A 15938-nucleotide genomic window follows, 5' to 3' on the forward strand; every position below is an offset into this window, starting at 1 on the left:
AATAGATGCATAAGCAGTGTTTTATGCACTTTGAGTAAAACAATGCGCCCCAGCCCCCGCTCCGGCAAGGGGTGGGGCGCATTGTTTATCTTCTACAAAATAATTTTGTTTACATGAAAGGCATGTCATGACTGGCACGACATCCACAAAGCGAGAAAGACGCCAGAAGAAGACGTCAACTGCAGAACGCTTTGCTCCTTCACCTTATTCACTGAAAGAGGCTGCAAAACATGCGGACATTCTTTCATGGATTTCTGTTGTTATATTTGGCTTTGGCAATTTTGTCCGCAAGCAATACATCAAAGGCGTTATATTCTTAGCGTGTGAAGCAGCTTTATTCGGATTCTTATTTACAATTGGATTGGATTATCTTCCAAAAATTAACACTCTTGGCACAGTAGAACAGGGCAGAGTTAAAGTCAACGGATTCTGGCGATACAGTGCGGGCGATAATTCTGTAGAAATTTTACTGTATGGAGTTATGTCGATATTAGCGATTGTATTGCTTGTATATCTGGCAACTCTCGCTCTTCGCAGCGCGTACAAAGCGCAATCTGTAATGGCAGACGGCAAGAAGCCACTTAATTTCATTGATGATGCTAAGACTCTTCTTGACGAAAAAGCACACGTCGGTTTTATGACTCTTCCAACTGCTGGCATTGTGTTATTCACAATTTTGCCATTGTTCTTCATGATTTCTATGGCTTTCACAAGCTATGATGAGAATCATCAACAAAAATTCAGCTGGATTGGGTTAGACGTTTTTTCTCAATTCTTAACCGGAAAAAGTGATTTAATTAAAGCTGACGTATTCTTTGACGTATTAATCTGGACTCTTGTTTGGGCATTCCTTGCAACCTTCCTGAACTTCTTCCTCGGCATGTTCATTGCAATGATAATCAATAGAAAGTCCACTCGTCTTAAGGGATTGTGGCGAACTTGCTTCTCACTTACAATTGCAGTTCCACAGTTTGTTTCATTGCTTATTATGAACAATATGCTTAGCCAGAACGGTGTTATTAACATTGTCTTTAAGCAAAACGGTTGGATACATCAAGAGCTTCCTTTCCTTACGGATGTAACTTGGGCTCGAGTGACGGTAATTCTTATCAATCTTTGGGTTGGTATCCCATTCACCATCATGCAGATTACAGGTATCTTGCAGAACGTTCCTGCAGAACTTTACGAAGCTGCAGAGCTCGATGGCGCAGGTTGGTGGCAACGTTTCATGAACGTCACAATGCCATACATCATCTTTGTTATGACTCCATATTTGATTACTACCTTTACTGGCAACATCAATAACTTCAACGTTATTTACCTCTTAACAAAAGGTGGTCCAGCAAGTAGCAAAGTCAACAGTGCAGGCGGCACCGACTTGCTTATCACATGGCTCTACAAGTTGACTGTTGACCAGCAAAACTACAACGCAGGTGCAGTAATTGGTATTTTGACATTCATGGTACTTGCCGTCGTAGCACTGATTACGTATCGCAACTCTGGATCTTACAAGAATGAGGAGGGATTCCGGTGAGTGATAAAACTACAACTAAGAACGAAGAAGCTGTTGTAAAGAGCACTCGTAGTGTTTCTTTCCTTAAAGATCAACATGTCAGAAGAGTAATTGGAGATACTTTCTCGCATCTGTTCTTGCTGGTGTTGTCAGTTATTTGGTTGATTCCAATCTTGTGGGTTTTGTTAGAAAGCTTCAACAAGAACACTGGTTCCTATCAGAAAACCTTCTTCCCAACTGAATACTCACTAAATAACTATATAAAGTTATTTACCGATACCGATGACATTAATTTCCCACGAATGTTCCTCAACACTTTGATCGTGTCAATTTTCGTGTGCATTATTTCTTTGGTGTTTGTGTTAGCAGTGTCCTTCTGCATGTCTCGTCTCCGTTTCAAAGGACGTAAGACATTCATGAATCTTGCTCTGATTCTTGGTATGTTCCCAGGTATCATGGCTGTTATTGCTATCTACTTCATTTTGAAGGCTCTTGGCTTAACAAAAGGTTCGATTGTATTAATCGCACTTATTATCGTTTATTCTGCAGGTAGCGGTGCTGGCTTCTACATTATGAAGGGCTACATGGATACTATTCCAAAGTCTTTGGATGAAGCTGCATACTTGGATGGATGCACAAAGTGGCAAGTATTCTGGAAGATTATTGTTCCAATCTGCAAGCCTATGATTGTGTTCCAAGCAATTACTGGATTCTTGGGACCATGGTTAGACTTCGTTATGGTGAAGACAGTAGTGAGAGACAATAAGGAAAACTACACAGTTGCTTACGGATTAATGGAGATGCTTACCAAAAAGTATCTACCTGATTGGTACGCTGCATTCGCAGCAGGTGCTGTGTGCATTTCCATACCAATCGTAATCCTGTTCATTATTATGCAGCGCTTCTACGAAGAGTCCATGTCTGGCTCCGTTAAAGGCTGATAATTTACAGGATATAAATTTACTGAAGGCTGAGACGCTTTCGAGCGTTTCAGCCTTCTCTTTCGCTAGACAACACGAACACATAAAAATAAAAAATAACTTAACACACTCGCCGTTTGACTTAATACGATAATGGCTATCGCATAAACCCTACCGTGTTTAGCCAAATAGTGCCGCAAAACATAAAAAACTTGATAACAGAACAATAAGTAAATAATAAAATTTAAAAAACTGTATAATGACTAATACGATTAGATAATTTAGAAAATTTAGACAATTCGCAAAATAGCGAAAGAAGAAGGATACCCTATATGACGACTCCATCTTCGGCAACATGGCCTGTATACGAAGGACCTCTTGGATTTACTTTAAATGCTAAATCTACAACATTTACCGTATGGGCACCAACTGCACAGAATGTGACGTTAAGACTTTTTGAAACTGGAAACAACAGTGAGCCAATTCAAACACACGAATTGAAACCGTTGCATGACGGAGCTTGGCGGATTAATTTCCGTAAGCGTTTAGACGGCATATACTACGATTATCTTGTTACTTTCCAAGATGGCACAGTAAATCGAACTAGTGACCCTTGGAGTGTAGCAAGCGGTGTAAATGGTGAGCGCAGCCTTGTCATAGACGATGAGCGAGTGTCTCCTGCCAATTGGCATAAAGATAAGTCTCCTAAGTTTGTGCGCCATGCAATGGTTGTGTGGGAAACGCATGTTGCAGATTTCAGCAGCAATCCTAATGGCGGCTTTAAGTCAGAGCATAGAGGCCAATATCTCGCTTTTACTGATGAACATACATCTTTGCAAAATCCAAATTCTTCTGAATACAACTTCCCTACTGGCTTGGATTATTTAAAGCAGCTTGGCATTACTCATGTGCAACTCGAACCTATTTACGATTTTGCAACAGTTGACGAATCCACAATCGACAATGCGCGCAAAAATGGTGCTTCAGCAGAAGAATTAGATTCTCTATACAACTGGGGCTATGATCCTCACGCTTACAACGTTCCTGAAGGTGCTTATTCTAGCAATCCTTACGATGGCACTGCGCGAATTCGCGAATGCAAGGCAATGATTGCGGCATTACATGCTAATGGTCAACGCGTAATTATGGATGTTGTTTATAATCACATGTACAAGTCCGCAGAAAACGCTTTCGAATGCATGGCTCCTGGGTATTTCTGCAGGCGAGACTCTGACGGATCTTTTGCTAACGGCTCTGGCTGTGGAAATGAAATGGCTTCTGAACATCCTATGTTCCGCAGGTTTATTATTGAATCTTTGCTGCATTGGGCACGCTGCTATCACATTGATGGCTTCCGTTTCGATCTTATGGGATTGACTGATACTGAAACCTTAAATCAGGCACGAACTGCATTAGACAAGCTTCCTGGCGGTAAAGATATTGTTATGTATGGAGAACCGTGGGGTGCTTCGGATCCTGCTGTTGATGAGAAAGTTCCGATGGGAGATAAAGACGGCAGAGGCACTCTTAACGAGCGCATAGGCTGGTTTAGCGACGAGTCTCGCGATTCCCTCAAAGGCAATGTTATGAACCATCGCGACCGTGGATATGTTAATGGCAATGAGTTCTGGTGCTCAGATGCGGCTCGCCAAACTCTTAATGCATGGCGTGATACTCCTTCTGCAGGTAAAGAAGTTGGACAGATTGTTCAATATACTTCTGCTCACGACGATTTGACTTTGTGGGATAAGCTTTGTATCTCTATGCGCGAGAATGCTAGCGATTTTGAGTTTGACGCTCAAGATGTACAACAAGTTGCGGATATTTTGAACGCTAATATGTTTGCAGCTGGAATTGTTTTGTGCTCTGCAGGCACGCCGTTTATGCTAAGCGGAGAAGAGTTTGGACGCACTAAGCACGGTTGCGATAATTCTTATAATCGCGGTGTACTAATGAACCAGCTTGACTGGGCGCGCACTGAACGTTTCAATCCGCTTGTTCAATGGTATCGTGCACTTATAAAGCTTCGCGCTGAATATAGCTCATTGTATGACGGCAAACGCAAACAACTTGAAACGTCTAACCATACTGTTTTGGCTACGCGCATTGGCAATAATCTAATTGTTTGCGCAAATCCTATGTATCATGAAGATGCAACTATTCAACTACCTGCAATTCATAGTGCAAAATCTCAAGAGTGGCATTGCGTACTTAATTCAAGTGATTATTTTGCTAAGTGGACTGGAAAACAGCCTGACACCAAGGTAAATATTACAACTGAAAAAAGCGCTGCTACCCTACACTTGCCTATCAGAACTTTTGTTGTGCTTAGCAACAAGTAATTGCGTTTTAGTAAGTAAAAAAAATAATAAACTATCAGACGATCGCAACTAAACATGAGTAATCACGACACTTGTGTTTAGTTGCAATTACTTATAAAAACTAGCAAATATGTCGCAACGCTAATTTGCAAACGATGTCAGGTATTTATATAATTGACAGGCAGGGTGTATTTCAATCCAGAGATGTATTGATTTACGCACTATCGCCATAGTTGCACATTTGGCACACTTACGACGATGTTAGGAATGTGCCAAATCATAAAGTAGAAGGAGCACCATGACAACAACAGCTACTGGCAAAGCTGATGCTGATAAGCCTATGGAAGAAAGCGCAGAACGTCTTGCACGTCCACTTATTAAGCTTGCTAAGGCGTGCGGCGTTGCCACTTTTTATATTGATCAGCAAGGAAGCTACACCGAAATTACAGATGAAGCATTAGTTGGAGTACTTGATGCATTAGGCATGCCTGCCGACACTCAAGACAATATTGCAATTTCATACGAGAAGGTTCAGCGCAAACGCTCTAGCGAATTATTGCCACCAACTGTCGTTTCGTTTAATGGCGCAAAAACTTGCGTACCAATTCACGCAGGAGATGCCAAAAAAGAGCAAATTCATATTTCTCTTACACTCGAAGATGGAACAGATTATGAAGGCTCGTTAGGCGATATTCAATCCGAAGACAATGGAGATTTGTTCATTGAGCTTCCGGATGATTTGCCAATGGGCTACCACACTTTGCATGCTAAAGTAATCAACACGAATGGCGAGACAGCTCAACACGCTGATGTTACATTGATTGCTGCACCTGCGCGTATTCCGTTGCCTGAAAGCGTTAAGCAAAAGCATCGTTGGGGATTCATGACGCAAATGTATTCTGTGCGTTCAAAAGATTCTTGGGGAATTGGCGATTACGGCGATTTGCGTCGCTTACTTAAGGATGCTGGAGAAATCGGCAAGGCTGATTTTATGCTGATTAATCCAATCCATGCGTGCGCTCCAGTAACACCTCTTGAGCCTTCACCGTACTTGCCTGAGTCTCGTAGGTTCTTGAATGTCACTTATATTCGTCCGCAAGATATTCCGGAATATGCTGAATTAAGCGGAGAGGATCTTGCCAAAGTGGAGCAATTGCATGAGTCTATTGCTCCTCAAAACAATAATCCAAATCCTATAGATATCAACGCTGCATGGGATGCCAAGCTTCCTGCGTTGCGTATTATTTTCAAGCAACCTCGTTCTACCGAACGCGAGCGCGAGTTTAGTGAGTTTAAGCATCGTTCTGGTGAAGATCTTGACGCTTTTGCAACTTGGTGTGTTGCGTTTGAAGTTTGGGGTGCTCCTTGGGGCGAGAATTTGTGGTTTGACACTACAGGCAAAGGCACTCCGCAAATTGAGCGACTTAAGCGCGAACACGCTGATTTGTTTGAGTTCCATCGTTGGCTTCAGTGGATTGCTGATGAGCAAGTTGCTGCAGCTCACGCTGAAGCTAAAGCTGCTGGTATGGCAATTGGTCTTATGCAAGACATGGCAGTTGGCGTACACGGCTACGGTGCTGACGTTTGGTGGAGTCCGGAACGATTTGCTAATGGCGTAAGCGTTGGTGCTCCTCCTGATTTCTACAACCAGCAAGGTCAGGATTGGGGTCAACCTCCATTCGATCCAAATTATTTGGATGAAACTGGCTATATTGCTTACCGAGACATGGTTCATAACGTGTTCTTGCACGCAGGAGCTGCTCGTATTGATCACGTTCTTGGATTGTTCCGCTTGTGGTGGATTCCACAAGGACAAGGTGCTAGAAACGGCGCATATGTGTACTACAACGTAGATGCAATGCTCGCAGTTCTTACTGTTGAAGCAACTCGCGCAGGCGGCGTTGTTATTGGCGAAGATTTGGGCACTGTTCCGAAGTATGTTTCTAAGGTTCTTGCATCTCATGGCGTGCTTGGCACTGTTGTTGAATGGTTCACTCACGACGACGAAGCTGAAGCTGCTACTAAGAAGGCTGGAAAGAAGCAAATTATTTTCGCTAATCCGTCTACATATCGAGAGTATGCTCTTGCTTCCGTTACTACGCACGATATGCCACCTACAGCTGGTTATCTTGCCTTTGAGCATGTCAAGCTTCGCGAGCAACTTCATCTGCTTACAGACTCCGTAGAAACGTTCCAGGAGGCTGCTCAAGCTGAACGCGATGCAATGATGAAGATGCTTCTTGAGAACGGCTGGATTAGCAAAGATGCTGCTGAGGATGTTGAAGGCCATGTACAAGAGATTGTGGAAGCTATGCATGCGATTATGCTCACTTCCCCATCTTTGCTTTTGCAAGTTGCTTTGGTTGACGCTGTCGGCGAGAAGCGTTCACAGAATCAGCCTGGAACTAGTACAGAGTATCCAAACTGGCGTATTCCACTTGCTGATGCTGATGGTCGTGTAGTTCACACCGATGAAGTATTTAAGTCACCACGAGTGCTATCTATGACGGCAGTTATGCGCGGCGAAAATACACGGAAGCATGTATAATCTAATAGTTGGTTTACTGATGAACTGACTCTATTCCCCCTCGTAAGGAATATGATTTGCATAGTAGCAAATCAAAATATTTCTTACATGATGTCCTATGTGAGGCGAGCATCTATAATAGTGCTCGCCTCATTAATTTTTTGCCGATTACCCCAATTTTTTAATTATTCATATAACTGTCAACTACTCTTGCTTAATATACTTTGCAAATACCCGCTCTAAAATCGGAGTATGCAGCATAATAAGCGATCCCCAACCAATGAATACCAACAAAGGCAAACCCTGCGGCAAATATACGATTGATGCAAATATTAACACAATAAACACTATATCTAGCAGTGTCATTATAAGAGTTTCTTTCCAATACGAAATACCAAAAATAAGAGAATTAACCACTGTTTTATCAATTGAATTTTTAAAACGCGCTTGTAGTGCAAACACCCATTCGGCAACAATAACCCACAATATGCTCAGAATAAATTTAATAATTAAAAGTGGAGTAGACCACACGCAAAGCCATAGCCAAATAATAGCAAGCAAAACTGGCCCCATTACAGCCCAAATAATAGTAGATTCCAAAAAATTGCTAGCAAACGCGCGAAAATAAGCTGCAGTAATATGTCCTTCACCTTGCTCTGTACGTCTTGCAGCATCATGACCGGCACAAAGAGAAGCACCGATAGTAATTAAAGGAATGCTTGTTAAAATCATCAATATTGTAAGCCACACGGCATCAGCAAATGTTTCCATGCTTTGCGCAAACTTTGAATCTGGGCTTCCAAACGAGAAAATCATTCTATACTATCTCCTGGTTTTATGACGCAATTCCTATGCTCTACTATCTATAGATACCTTTAACAACGAACTCTACCACCTAATTACAAACTAGCGTAACTATTAAAAAAAATAATGACGGTGTGCACAAACGTAATAGTATGTGCACACCGCCGCTTTTACTGCCACTTGAATTTTGGAGGAGAATTAATTTATCCCTTTACTGCACCAGACATAACACCTTTGATAATGTACTTCTGGCAGATGAGATAGAAGATTATGATTGGAACAATTGCCATAACCAAGCAACCCATCATGGCACCCATCTCAACAGATCCATAACCACCCTTCAAATACTGAACAGCTATAGAAATCGTCTTATACTTGTTGAGATCGAGCGTCAAGAATGGAAGCAGGAAGTCATTCCAAATCCACATTGCCTGCAAGATTGAAACCGAAATAATAGCAGGTCGCATAATCGGCACAATAATCTGGAAGAATATACGTGGTACAGAAGCACCATCAATCATTGCAGACTCTTCGAGTTCTTGCGGAATACCCTTAATCACACCAGTGAAAATAAACACTGCAAGTCCTGCACCAAAGCCTAAGTAAATAATCCACAATCCCCATGGAGTATTCAACTTTAAAGTGTTCGTAATGTAAGCAAGGGTGTACATAACCATCTGGAACGGCACAATCATGTTAAACAGGAACAAAACGTATAGAAGTTTTGCTGCCCAATTGTTCACACGAACAATCCACCATGCACACATTGACGTGCACAGAAGAATGAGGATTACAGAACCAACAGTTACAACAATAGTCCAGAGGAAACTCATTGGAAAATCAGTACGATTTGAACCTAATACGTAGTTAGACATTCCAACAAACGATTTTGAACTAAAAGTAAAAGGATTGCTTGCAATATCAACCTTAGACTTGAAAGAATTCAGTACCACTAAAGCTATAGGGAAAATCCATAACAAGCTTATAAGAGTGAACAGCACAGTCCATAACGCAGGATGCTTTGTTTTCTCGTTCATGCCGCTACCTCCTTTGACCTAGTGAGCATATTCTGAACCATAGCAATAACAGCCACGACAATGAAGAACATGACTGCCTGAGCCTGACCAACGCCTTCACATCTTGGAGTAGTGAAAGTTCTATAAATATTGAGAGCTAACATCTCTGTTTTCCTTGACGGACCACCGTTAGTTAATGCGAAGTTCTGATCGAAAAGCTTGAAGCCGTTGGTAATTGTTAAGAATGTGCAAACAGTAATAGAAGGCATCATCAATGGAATAGTAATCTTGAATAAAGTCTGCCTTGGGCTTGCACCATCGACAGCAGCTGCTTCCATAACATCTCCTGGAAGAGCCTGCATTCCTGCGATATAAATAATCATCATATAGCCAATTTGCTGCCAGCAAACAACAATCACAAGGCCCCAGAAACCGAATACTTCAGAGAACGTAATCGTACGATTGAAGTAGCCGAGTATACCATTTAACAAGAGCTGCCAAATATAGCTTAAAACGATACCGCCAATAAGATTTGGCATAAAGAACACGGCTCTGAATATCGTCGTGCCCTTGAACTTCTTAGTAAGCATGTACGCAATTGCAAAAGCAATAACATTAATAATTATTGTTGTAATAACTGCAAAAAGCGTTGTGAACAAAAACGAATAAACAAGATGCGGATCTTTTAAAGCTCTATAGTAGTTACGAAAACCCACAAACTTACCATCAGTCACAGTAGTGAATTTTCTAAAGCTCAAGTACACACCCATAATAAATGGCACTAAGAAGCCAACAACAAACGCAGCAAACGTTGGCAGCGCAAATAACCACCACCATTTACGTATTGCTTTTCCGCTCATACTAATCATGACTCGTCACTTTCTCCTCCTTGAGAGCGACATCCACGTAGACATCGCTGTCCCGAACCAATAACTTCATTCTACTACATGAATTAGCTATGTCAAACGTTGTCATTTTCGATATGTCACTTCAAACAAATATCAGAATTTAATTTTAAAAAATTGCTTATTATCGTTGGCATTCCAGCAAAATTTGCTAGAATAGAAATGTCTGCAAACGTTTGTTTGTTTCGAACTATAAAAGTTCGCACTAAACAATTAAACACAAGGCTGTGCTACACGTTTGTTATACGCGAATAAAGGAGTTCACATGTCGGCAAATATTCAAGATGTAGCGAATAAAGCTCATGTGTCAGTTTCTACTGTGTCGCGCTCATTTACACGACCAAACTTAGTATCTGCATCCACTCGCAATAAAGTATTGGCCATTGCCGAACAATTGAATTTTTCTATTTCGAAATCTGCAGCAGCACTAAAATCTGGTAAAACCTTGCGCATCGCTTTATTGATTAGCGATCAAATTCGCCTATGGTTTTCTGCATCTATTATTCAAGGATTGAATCAAGTATTCCACACAGCTGGATACGATTTGTCAATTTTTCAGATTTCCAGCAGCAAAGAGCGTAGCGAATTTTTCACAATGCTCCCAACTAGACGTAATGCTGACGCTGTTGTTGTGTGTTCCTTTGACGTAAATACCAACGAAATCGCACAACTTAAATCAACAGGCGTGCCAATTGTTGGCATAAACTGCTTATATCCACAAAAATGCGATTTTGACGCGACTATCAATATTGACGATGACCAAGGTGCAAGACTTATGGCACGCCACTTAATCGGTTTAGGGCATCACAATATTGCATATGTGCGCACAACTCGTGACGTTTCACTACATTTCAGCGTATTGCAGCGTTACCATTCTTTTATTGATGAATGCCAAAATAGCGGAATCACACCTACAGAAATTGTGGCACCTGCTAATTCTGATCGCATAAGTGCCATAGTTTCTATGCTTCTTGGAAGTTCAATTATGCCAACAGCAATTGCATGCCAAGAAGATGGGATTGCAATACCACTTATGTTTCAGCTTGCCCGCAGCGGGTATTCTACTCCAAAAGATGTGTCAATTATTGGTTTTGACGATAGTTTTTATGCGCATGAAACTGGCTTAACTACTATTAGACAGGATCCGGTTGATATTGCTTCTACTGCGGCAAATATCACGCTTGCGCTTATAAACGCAGAGAAAGTTGAAGATCAGTATCGCATCGTTCCAGCGCAACTTATTGTGCGTTCAAGCACAGCTGCATTATTAAAAGAATAGACCTTTTGTAGTTTTCTAGAAAATATCGAAATAACAAAATATCGAAATAACAAAATCCGCTAGGACTTAGCACTATGATGTGCCAGTATCCTAGCGGATTTGCTTACGTCACCTTTGCTTGCTTACGTCAGCAGGTGCAACGTCTATTTGTTTATTAATGGATCAGTCGTCATCTTCATGAGCCTGAGAATATTCCTTGGCCCAACCATCCACGAATGCTGTCTTAACCTTATCCCACTTGCCGGTGCCCTGAGCATACTCAAGCAAAGCGGAGCCGAGGTCGTTCTTCCAGTTATCAGATGGCATTACGGTGAAGTTCCAGCTTACTGGAGTCTTACCAGACTTAGCATCTTCAACAGCTGCCTGAGTCAATGGGTTGTCGGACTTGATATCTGCGAAGCTCTTGAATGGAGTGGTGAAGCCCATCTTCTTAGAAATAGCTTCCTTACCAGCATCGGAAGTAAGCAGCCACTTCAAGAAGTCCTTAGTTGCCTTCTTGTTAGCGTCAGACGTCTTCTCATTTATGCACCAGTAGTTCTCAGAACCAGTTGCCAAACCTTGCTTCTCTTCGCCCTTAGCACCAATATAAATTGGAAGCATACCAAGGTCTTCAGCCTTCATACCAGCCTTGGAAAGGTCGCCCCAAGCCCAAGTACCATTCTGATAGAACACAGCTTTACCCTGTGAGAATTCAGCATTAGCATCTTCACCAGTCTTGGAACCAATCTTTGTTGCTGGTGTAGTGGAATCAGTAATGTAAAGATCGAAAATCTTCTTATAACCGTCAAGGAAGCTACCCTTTACCTTTGCAGGCTGCTTGGTAACATGATCTTCCTTGAACTCGTAGTACAGAGGAAGATTTGCAAGATGGGTCTTAAAGCGCCAGTCAGAGCTGGAATCAAAACCTGCAGAAGTGAAGGCACCATCAACACCAAGATCAGCCTTATGCTTCTGAATGTCGTCTGCAACAGCCTTCAACTTATCGAAGGAGTTGATTTCTTCAGCAGACTTTACCTTAGCATCCTTGAGCTCGGTGTACTTCTTAAGCAAAGCCTTGTTATAAATCAAGCCGTAGGTTTCCATTGCATATGGAATTCCAACAACCTTATCTCCATCCTTCAAAGCAATATCCTTGTTCTGAAGCTGGTTATAAAGCTCAGTATCCTTTAAATCAGCAGTGTAATCCTTCCAGCTTGCGTAGCCAACTGGGCCATTGATCTGGAAGAGTGTAGGAGCTTCATCACCCTTACTGATTTCACTCTTCAAAGACTGCTCATAAGTTCCGGAAGCAGCAGTTTGAACCTTAACTTCAACACCTGTTTTCTTGGTGTATGCCTTAGCTACTTCCTTCCACTGATCTGCAGCTTCTGGCTTAAAGTTCAAGAAGTAAACCTTACCTTTAGCAGAGCTGTCACTTGAGGAGGATCCGCAAGCTGCAAGCGCGCCAAAAGCCATTGCCGAGCAAGCTACCAGTGCAATTGTTGATTTAATTGTACGATTCATCATCGAACCTTTCTCCTATGCCGACAATCCCGTCATTGGACTGCCACACCTCTAGGTGTCCTTATCGACAATATTTATTATGCCTCAACTGCTGCAATATTGCAAACGATAGCATAACTAAATTAACGCGTGTCGCCACAAAAACGGCACATAATAATATCTTTAATAAAATTAGCACGTATTTTTGGAAATAATTAAAGGGATTACGCAACAATTTGGCAAACGATTGCGCAATCCCTTAAGGATCATAGTTTAAAACAAATTATTCAATTAAGTTAACTCTGCCCATGAGCAATCTTATATTCCTTAGCCCAGCCGTCAACAAATGCGGATTTAAGAGTAGACCATGCCTTTCCGTATTTCAGCAATTCCAATGCACAATTACATTATCGCCTTTGTACGCGCCCAACACAGAATAATGCGCGGTATCCATACGAAGAAGTCGTGCAAAATCTGGGCTTACTCCAAGCCAGCGCGCAGTAAGAATACGCAACACATGAGCATGCGCAACAATAAGCACGTCCTTACCTAATTTCAATTTAGGCATTGCCATATCAATAATCTTTTGAGTACGATCCGAAACCTCTTGCAAGCTTTCTCCAGAAGTTCTGTGCACATCCACTGCTTCTCCACTAGGAAGCACCTCTTTAGCGTCACTAACCATGTGAGAAGGAAGAACTTTAGGACCATGCTTCCACACATCCCAAGCCTCAACGCCACTTAGTTTAGAAATATCAGCGCGCGTGCGACCCTCAGCAGCACCATAATCCCACTCCAGCGCACTATCGCAAATTGTATACGAATCAAAACCAGCAAACTGAGCTGTTTGCTGCGCGCGACGAAGTGGACTTACAAGCACACAATCCTTATCAAAACCTTTTGTGAACACACACTGCAATCTAGCGCCAGCCTCTTTTGCCTGCTCAACACCAACTTCAGTAAGAGGCAAATCCGTGCGCCCGGTATGTTGACCGGACACACTCCAAGCAGTTTGGCCGTGGCGAAGTAACACCAAGCAACCCTGCTTCGAGCATTCTTTCTGAGAGGATTCTTTAGTGCCGTTATTTTGCATAGTCTTCACATTCCTCACCAGCGCCATGTACACACATCGCACTGGACGCCTAGCAGCACGATTGCTTTACGTAAGCATTTCTTAACTTGCAGCCACTTTGCCGCAAATCAAGATCACTGTTCCATGGTACCGCCAAAATTGGTATTTCGTTACCACTAACATAGAAAATATGACGCAATTATCATCGGCTAATACTAAAACTCAACGAAGCCATCGTGCGGCTCAAGCTACCGTACAACGACTTAATGCAGCAAATCGTAAGATTGAGGCCCTTCGCGAGCGCCGATTGAGAAATCAAAATACTTTAGGAGATTCATTACTAAAATCTGTACTTCCTTCTTTTGCAACGTTTATTGCAGGGCAGATTGCGCATTTAATATGGGAAAAACATGTTGATACTAGAAAAATCAATTTAAACTCTAATAGTCGTTCTAACAATCTTTCTAAAGAAAAAATTGCGCAAAAGCAGCGTATTAAGCAAGAAGAGCCGCTGCTACTGTCTCTTGGATTTGCAGTATTTTCTGCGATTCTTACTACGATTGTTGGTCGCTTAGCAAGCCACGGAACCTTGTTTTATATTGCGCGAAGGCAAAGAAAAAGACAATTGCGCTCACAAAAACGATTTTAATTTATTAAATTTTATAAACTAAATGGCCTTATTTTGAAACGAGAATGCTGAAAGGAATAAGAAATAACGTGCCAAATTTACGCCACAACGAAACTATCGATACTTTACTGAATCGCCGCTCCATTCGCGCTTTTTGCAACGAAGCAATTGACAACGATACAGTTGTCACTCTTGAAGCTGTAGCTCAGCGCGCTGCTTGTAGCCAGTTTTTGAACGACTGGTCAGCGATTAAAATTACGGATAGCTCAATTAAGCAAAAGCTTTCCGAAATTGGCAACCAAACATATATTGCTACAGCTCCACTACTGTACGTTTTTATTATTGATCAACATAGAAACGCTGCAATTGCGCACAAAAATGGCGTAGATACCAGTAGCGACGAGTTTATGCTTAAAACTCGCTACCGCTTTACACAGGCTCAAAATGACGTTATTTTGGCGCTTCATGCCATGGAAACTGCCGCGGAATCTTTGGGGCTTGGTTGCGTAATTCTCGGTTCAATTTTGAACAGTAGAACTCAGCTTATTGATATTTTGAATTTGCCTAAATACACGTACCCCGTGCTCGGCCTGGCAATTGGTAAGCCTGCGCAAAGCCCAGAATTAAAGCCGCGAATGAGCGCTGACATGCAGATTTTTGAGAATACCTACCCTGCTGACGACGCTGAATTATTAGAAAATCTTGCTGATTTCGACAATCGCGTGCATCAATATTACGATTTGCGAAATGCTAGCAGACCAGTTGATGCTTTCAGCGCACAAATTCTTACTATAGCAGCAGACGATATTGCCAAAAAACACGAAGCAGAAGATGTTGAGCAGGTTGCAAGGCAAGGTTTTAACGTTGCGTAAGATTTAGCACCGTTTTAATTTAGTGCCGTTTTAACTTAACGCCGTCTTGGCTTGTACCCGCGCTTTCTAGATTTAGGCTTCGTGCTTGCGGATGGCGAGCGCATATCGGAATACATGCGATCTACCGGGTTTTTATGCGTCAAATGCCAGCAACCGCAATATTCACAAGCATAAACCCACAACTGCGCACCGCGCTCTCGTAGACTCTGCTCCGCAGCCATAAGAGCCTGCCCTTTATTCTTGTACATGATTTTTTGGGTAGATTCGCAACGCCTCGGAGTAAAGAAATACATAGCTTTTATGGTAGCAAACCGCTTAACAGAGCTTATACAAGACGTACGCAATTGCGTAAATCACGCATTATTCCTAAACTTAAGCCACAAAACACGTTCACAAAAGTTCAAAATAAATTCAATTTATTATAATTTAGTTCAATTTTTCTACTATATTTCTACTATTTTTTACTATTTCTCGTCATTTTTTGAAAAATTACTATACAAAATAATTTTTGCGACTAATATTGAGCAAATAGTTCAATTTAATACTTATATTTTGAACTTTGCTATAAACTTGTTCAATTTATAAATGCCGATTTTACA

13 protein-coding genes are annotated in these 15938 nt (G+C 41.7%); 7 read left to right on the top strand and 6 right to left on the bottom strand.

The genetic code is table 11. From position 1 onward, the window contains the following. Positions 1-127: 127 nt before the first annotated feature. The 4 genes from DOD25_RS05015 to malQ all read left to right on the top strand — a co-directional run bounded on the left by DOD25_RS05015 (position 128) and on the right by malQ (position 7302). Entirely contained in the window at positions 128-1534 is a 1407-nt protein-coding gene (locus DOD25_RS05015; RefSeq protein WP_004104794.1) for a carbohydrate ABC transporter permease, read from the top strand. Further along, positions 1531-2454 (top strand): sugar ABC transporter permease, encoded by a 924-nt coding sequence (locus DOD25_RS05020; RefSeq protein WP_004104797.1) that lies wholly within the window; start codon positions 1531-1533, stop codon positions 2452-2454. Before DOD25_RS05015 ends, DOD25_RS05020 begins: the two co-directional genes overlap by 4 nt. Before the next feature lie 311 nt (positions 2455-2765). Continuing rightward, positions 2766-4775 carry a type I pullulanase gene (gene pulA, locus DOD25_RS05025; RefSeq protein WP_064340167.1) on the top strand — a complete coding sequence of 670 codons (2010 nt, stop codon included), beginning with the start codon at positions 2766-2768 and terminating at the stop codon, positions 4773-4775. 277 nt (positions 4776-5052) lie between these two features. Then, the gene (gene malQ, locus DOD25_RS05030; protein ID WP_064340166.1) at positions 5053-7302 is read left to right on the top strand and encodes a 4-alpha-glucanotransferase; all 2250 of its coding nucleotides are present in this window, start codon (positions 5053-5055) and stop codon (positions 7300-7302) included. A 183-nt stretch (positions 7303-7485) separates the two neighbouring features. On the opposite strand, the gene DOD25_RS05035 is transcribed toward malQ, so the two are convergent. From DOD25_RS05035 to DOD25_RS05045, 3 genes are all read right to left on the bottom strand, one after another. Further along, entirely contained in the window at positions 7486-8097 is a 612-nt protein-coding gene (locus tag DOD25_RS05035) for a DUF624 domain-containing protein (protein ID WP_004104802.1), read from the bottom strand. Between the two features lie 191 nt (positions 8098-8288). After that, complete coding sequence (locus DOD25_RS05040; RefSeq protein ID WP_004104804.1) at positions 8289-9122, bottom strand: carbohydrate ABC transporter permease; 834 nt, start codon at positions 9120-9122, stop codon at positions 8289-8291. Continuing rightward, entirely contained in the window at positions 9119-9970 is an 852-nt protein-coding gene (locus DOD25_RS05045) for a carbohydrate ABC transporter permease (RefSeq protein WP_004118392.1), read from the bottom strand. Before DOD25_RS05045 ends, DOD25_RS05040 begins: the two co-directional genes overlap by 4 nt. A 301-nt stretch (positions 9971-10271) precedes the next feature. Between DOD25_RS05045 and DOD25_RS05050 the strand changes: the two genes are divergently transcribed. Next, positions 10272-11285: a LacI family DNA-binding transcriptional regulator gene (locus DOD25_RS05050; RefSeq protein ID WP_004118390.1), complete on the top strand. Its 1014-nt coding sequence runs from the start codon at positions 10272-10274 to the stop codon at positions 11283-11285. Positions 11286-11447: 162 nt separating this feature from the next. Here DOD25_RS05050 and DOD25_RS05055 read toward each other — a convergent pair whose 3' ends face one another. Further along, positions 11448-12791 (bottom strand): ABC transporter substrate-binding protein, encoded by a 1344-nt coding sequence (locus DOD25_RS05055; protein ID WP_064340165.1) that lies wholly within the window; start codon positions 12789-12791, stop codon positions 11448-11450. Between the two features lie 358 nt (positions 12792-13149). Beyond that, positions 13150-13860, bottom strand: a complete 711-nt coding sequence (locus DOD25_RS05060) for a histidine phosphatase family protein (RefSeq protein WP_064340164.1) — start codon at positions 13858-13860, stop codon at positions 13150-13152. 169 nt (positions 13861-14029) lie between these two features. On the opposite strand from DOD25_RS05060, the gene DOD25_RS05065 reads away from it, so the two are divergent. Both DOD25_RS05065 and DOD25_RS05070 read left to right on the top strand, forming a co-directional pair. Next, a complete protein-coding gene (locus DOD25_RS05065) occupies positions 14030-14488 on the top strand; it encodes a hypothetical protein (protein WP_064340163.1) in 459 nt (152 codons plus the stop codon). Between the two features lie 44 nt (positions 14489-14532). Further along, positions 14533-15339 (top strand): nitroreductase family protein, encoded by an 807-nt coding sequence (locus tag DOD25_RS05070; RefSeq protein WP_064340162.1) that lies wholly within the window; start codon positions 14533-14535, stop codon positions 15337-15339. 35 nt (positions 15340-15374) lie between these two features. On the opposite strand, the gene DOD25_RS05075 is transcribed toward DOD25_RS05070, so the two are convergent. Beyond that, complete coding sequence (locus DOD25_RS05075; RefSeq protein ID WP_064340161.1) at positions 15375-15632, bottom strand: hypothetical protein; 258 nt, start codon at positions 15630-15632, stop codon at positions 15375-15377. Positions 15633-15938 lie beyond the last annotated feature (306 nt).

Origin of the sequence: Gardnerella leopoldii, assembly GCF_003293675.1 — a bacterium.
GTDB lineage: Bacteria > Actinomycetota > Actinomycetes > Actinomycetales > Bifidobacteriaceae > Bifidobacterium > Bifidobacterium leopoldii.

What these genes read in the sequence shown, in the direction of transcription:
- DOD25_RS05015 (WP_004104794.1), top strand. Translation starts at nt 128, where the DNA reads ATGACTGGCACGACATCCACAAAGCGAGAAAGACGCCAGAAGAAGACG.
- pulA (WP_064340167.1), top strand. Translation starts at nt 2,766, where the DNA reads ATGACGACTCCATCTTCGGCAACATGGCCTGTATACGAAGGACCTCTT.
- malQ (WP_064340166.1), top strand. Translation starts at nt 5,053, where the DNA reads ATGACAACAACAGCTACTGGCAAAGCTGATGCTGATAAGCCTATGGAA.
- DOD25_RS05035 (WP_004104802.1), bottom strand. Translation starts at nt 8,097, where the DNA reads ATGATTTTCTCGTTTGGAAGCCCAGATTCAAAGTTTGCGCAAAGCATG.
- DOD25_RS05040 (WP_004104804.1), bottom strand. Translation starts at nt 9,122, where the DNA reads ATGAACGAGAAAACAAAGCATCCTGCGTTATGGACTGTGCTGTTCACT.
- DOD25_RS05045 (WP_004118392.1), bottom strand. Translation starts at nt 9,970, where the DNA reads ATGATTAGTATGAGCGGAAAAGCAATACGTAAATGGTGGTGGTTATTT.
- DOD25_RS05050 (WP_004118390.1), top strand. Translation starts at nt 10,272, where the DNA reads ATGTCGGCAAATATTCAAGATGTAGCGAATAAAGCTCATGTGTCAGTT.
- DOD25_RS05055 (WP_064340165.1), bottom strand. Translation starts at nt 12,791, where the DNA reads ATGATGAATCGTACAATTAAATCAACAATTGCACTGGTAGCTTGCTCG.
- DOD25_RS05060 (WP_064340164.1), bottom strand. Translation starts at nt 13,860, where the DNA reads ATGCAAAATAACGGCACTAAAGAATCCTCTCAGAAAGAATGCTCGAAG.
- DOD25_RS05065 (WP_064340163.1), top strand. Translation starts at nt 14,030, where the DNA reads ATGACGCAATTATCATCGGCTAATACTAAAACTCAACGAAGCCATCGT.
- DOD25_RS05070 (WP_064340162.1), top strand. Translation starts at nt 14,533, where the DNA reads ATGCTGAAAGGAATAAGAAATAACGTGCCAAATTTACGCCACAACGAA.
- DOD25_RS05075 (WP_064340161.1), bottom strand. Translation starts at nt 15,632, where the DNA reads ATGTATTTCTTTACTCCGAGGCGTTGCGAATCTACCCAAAAAATCATG.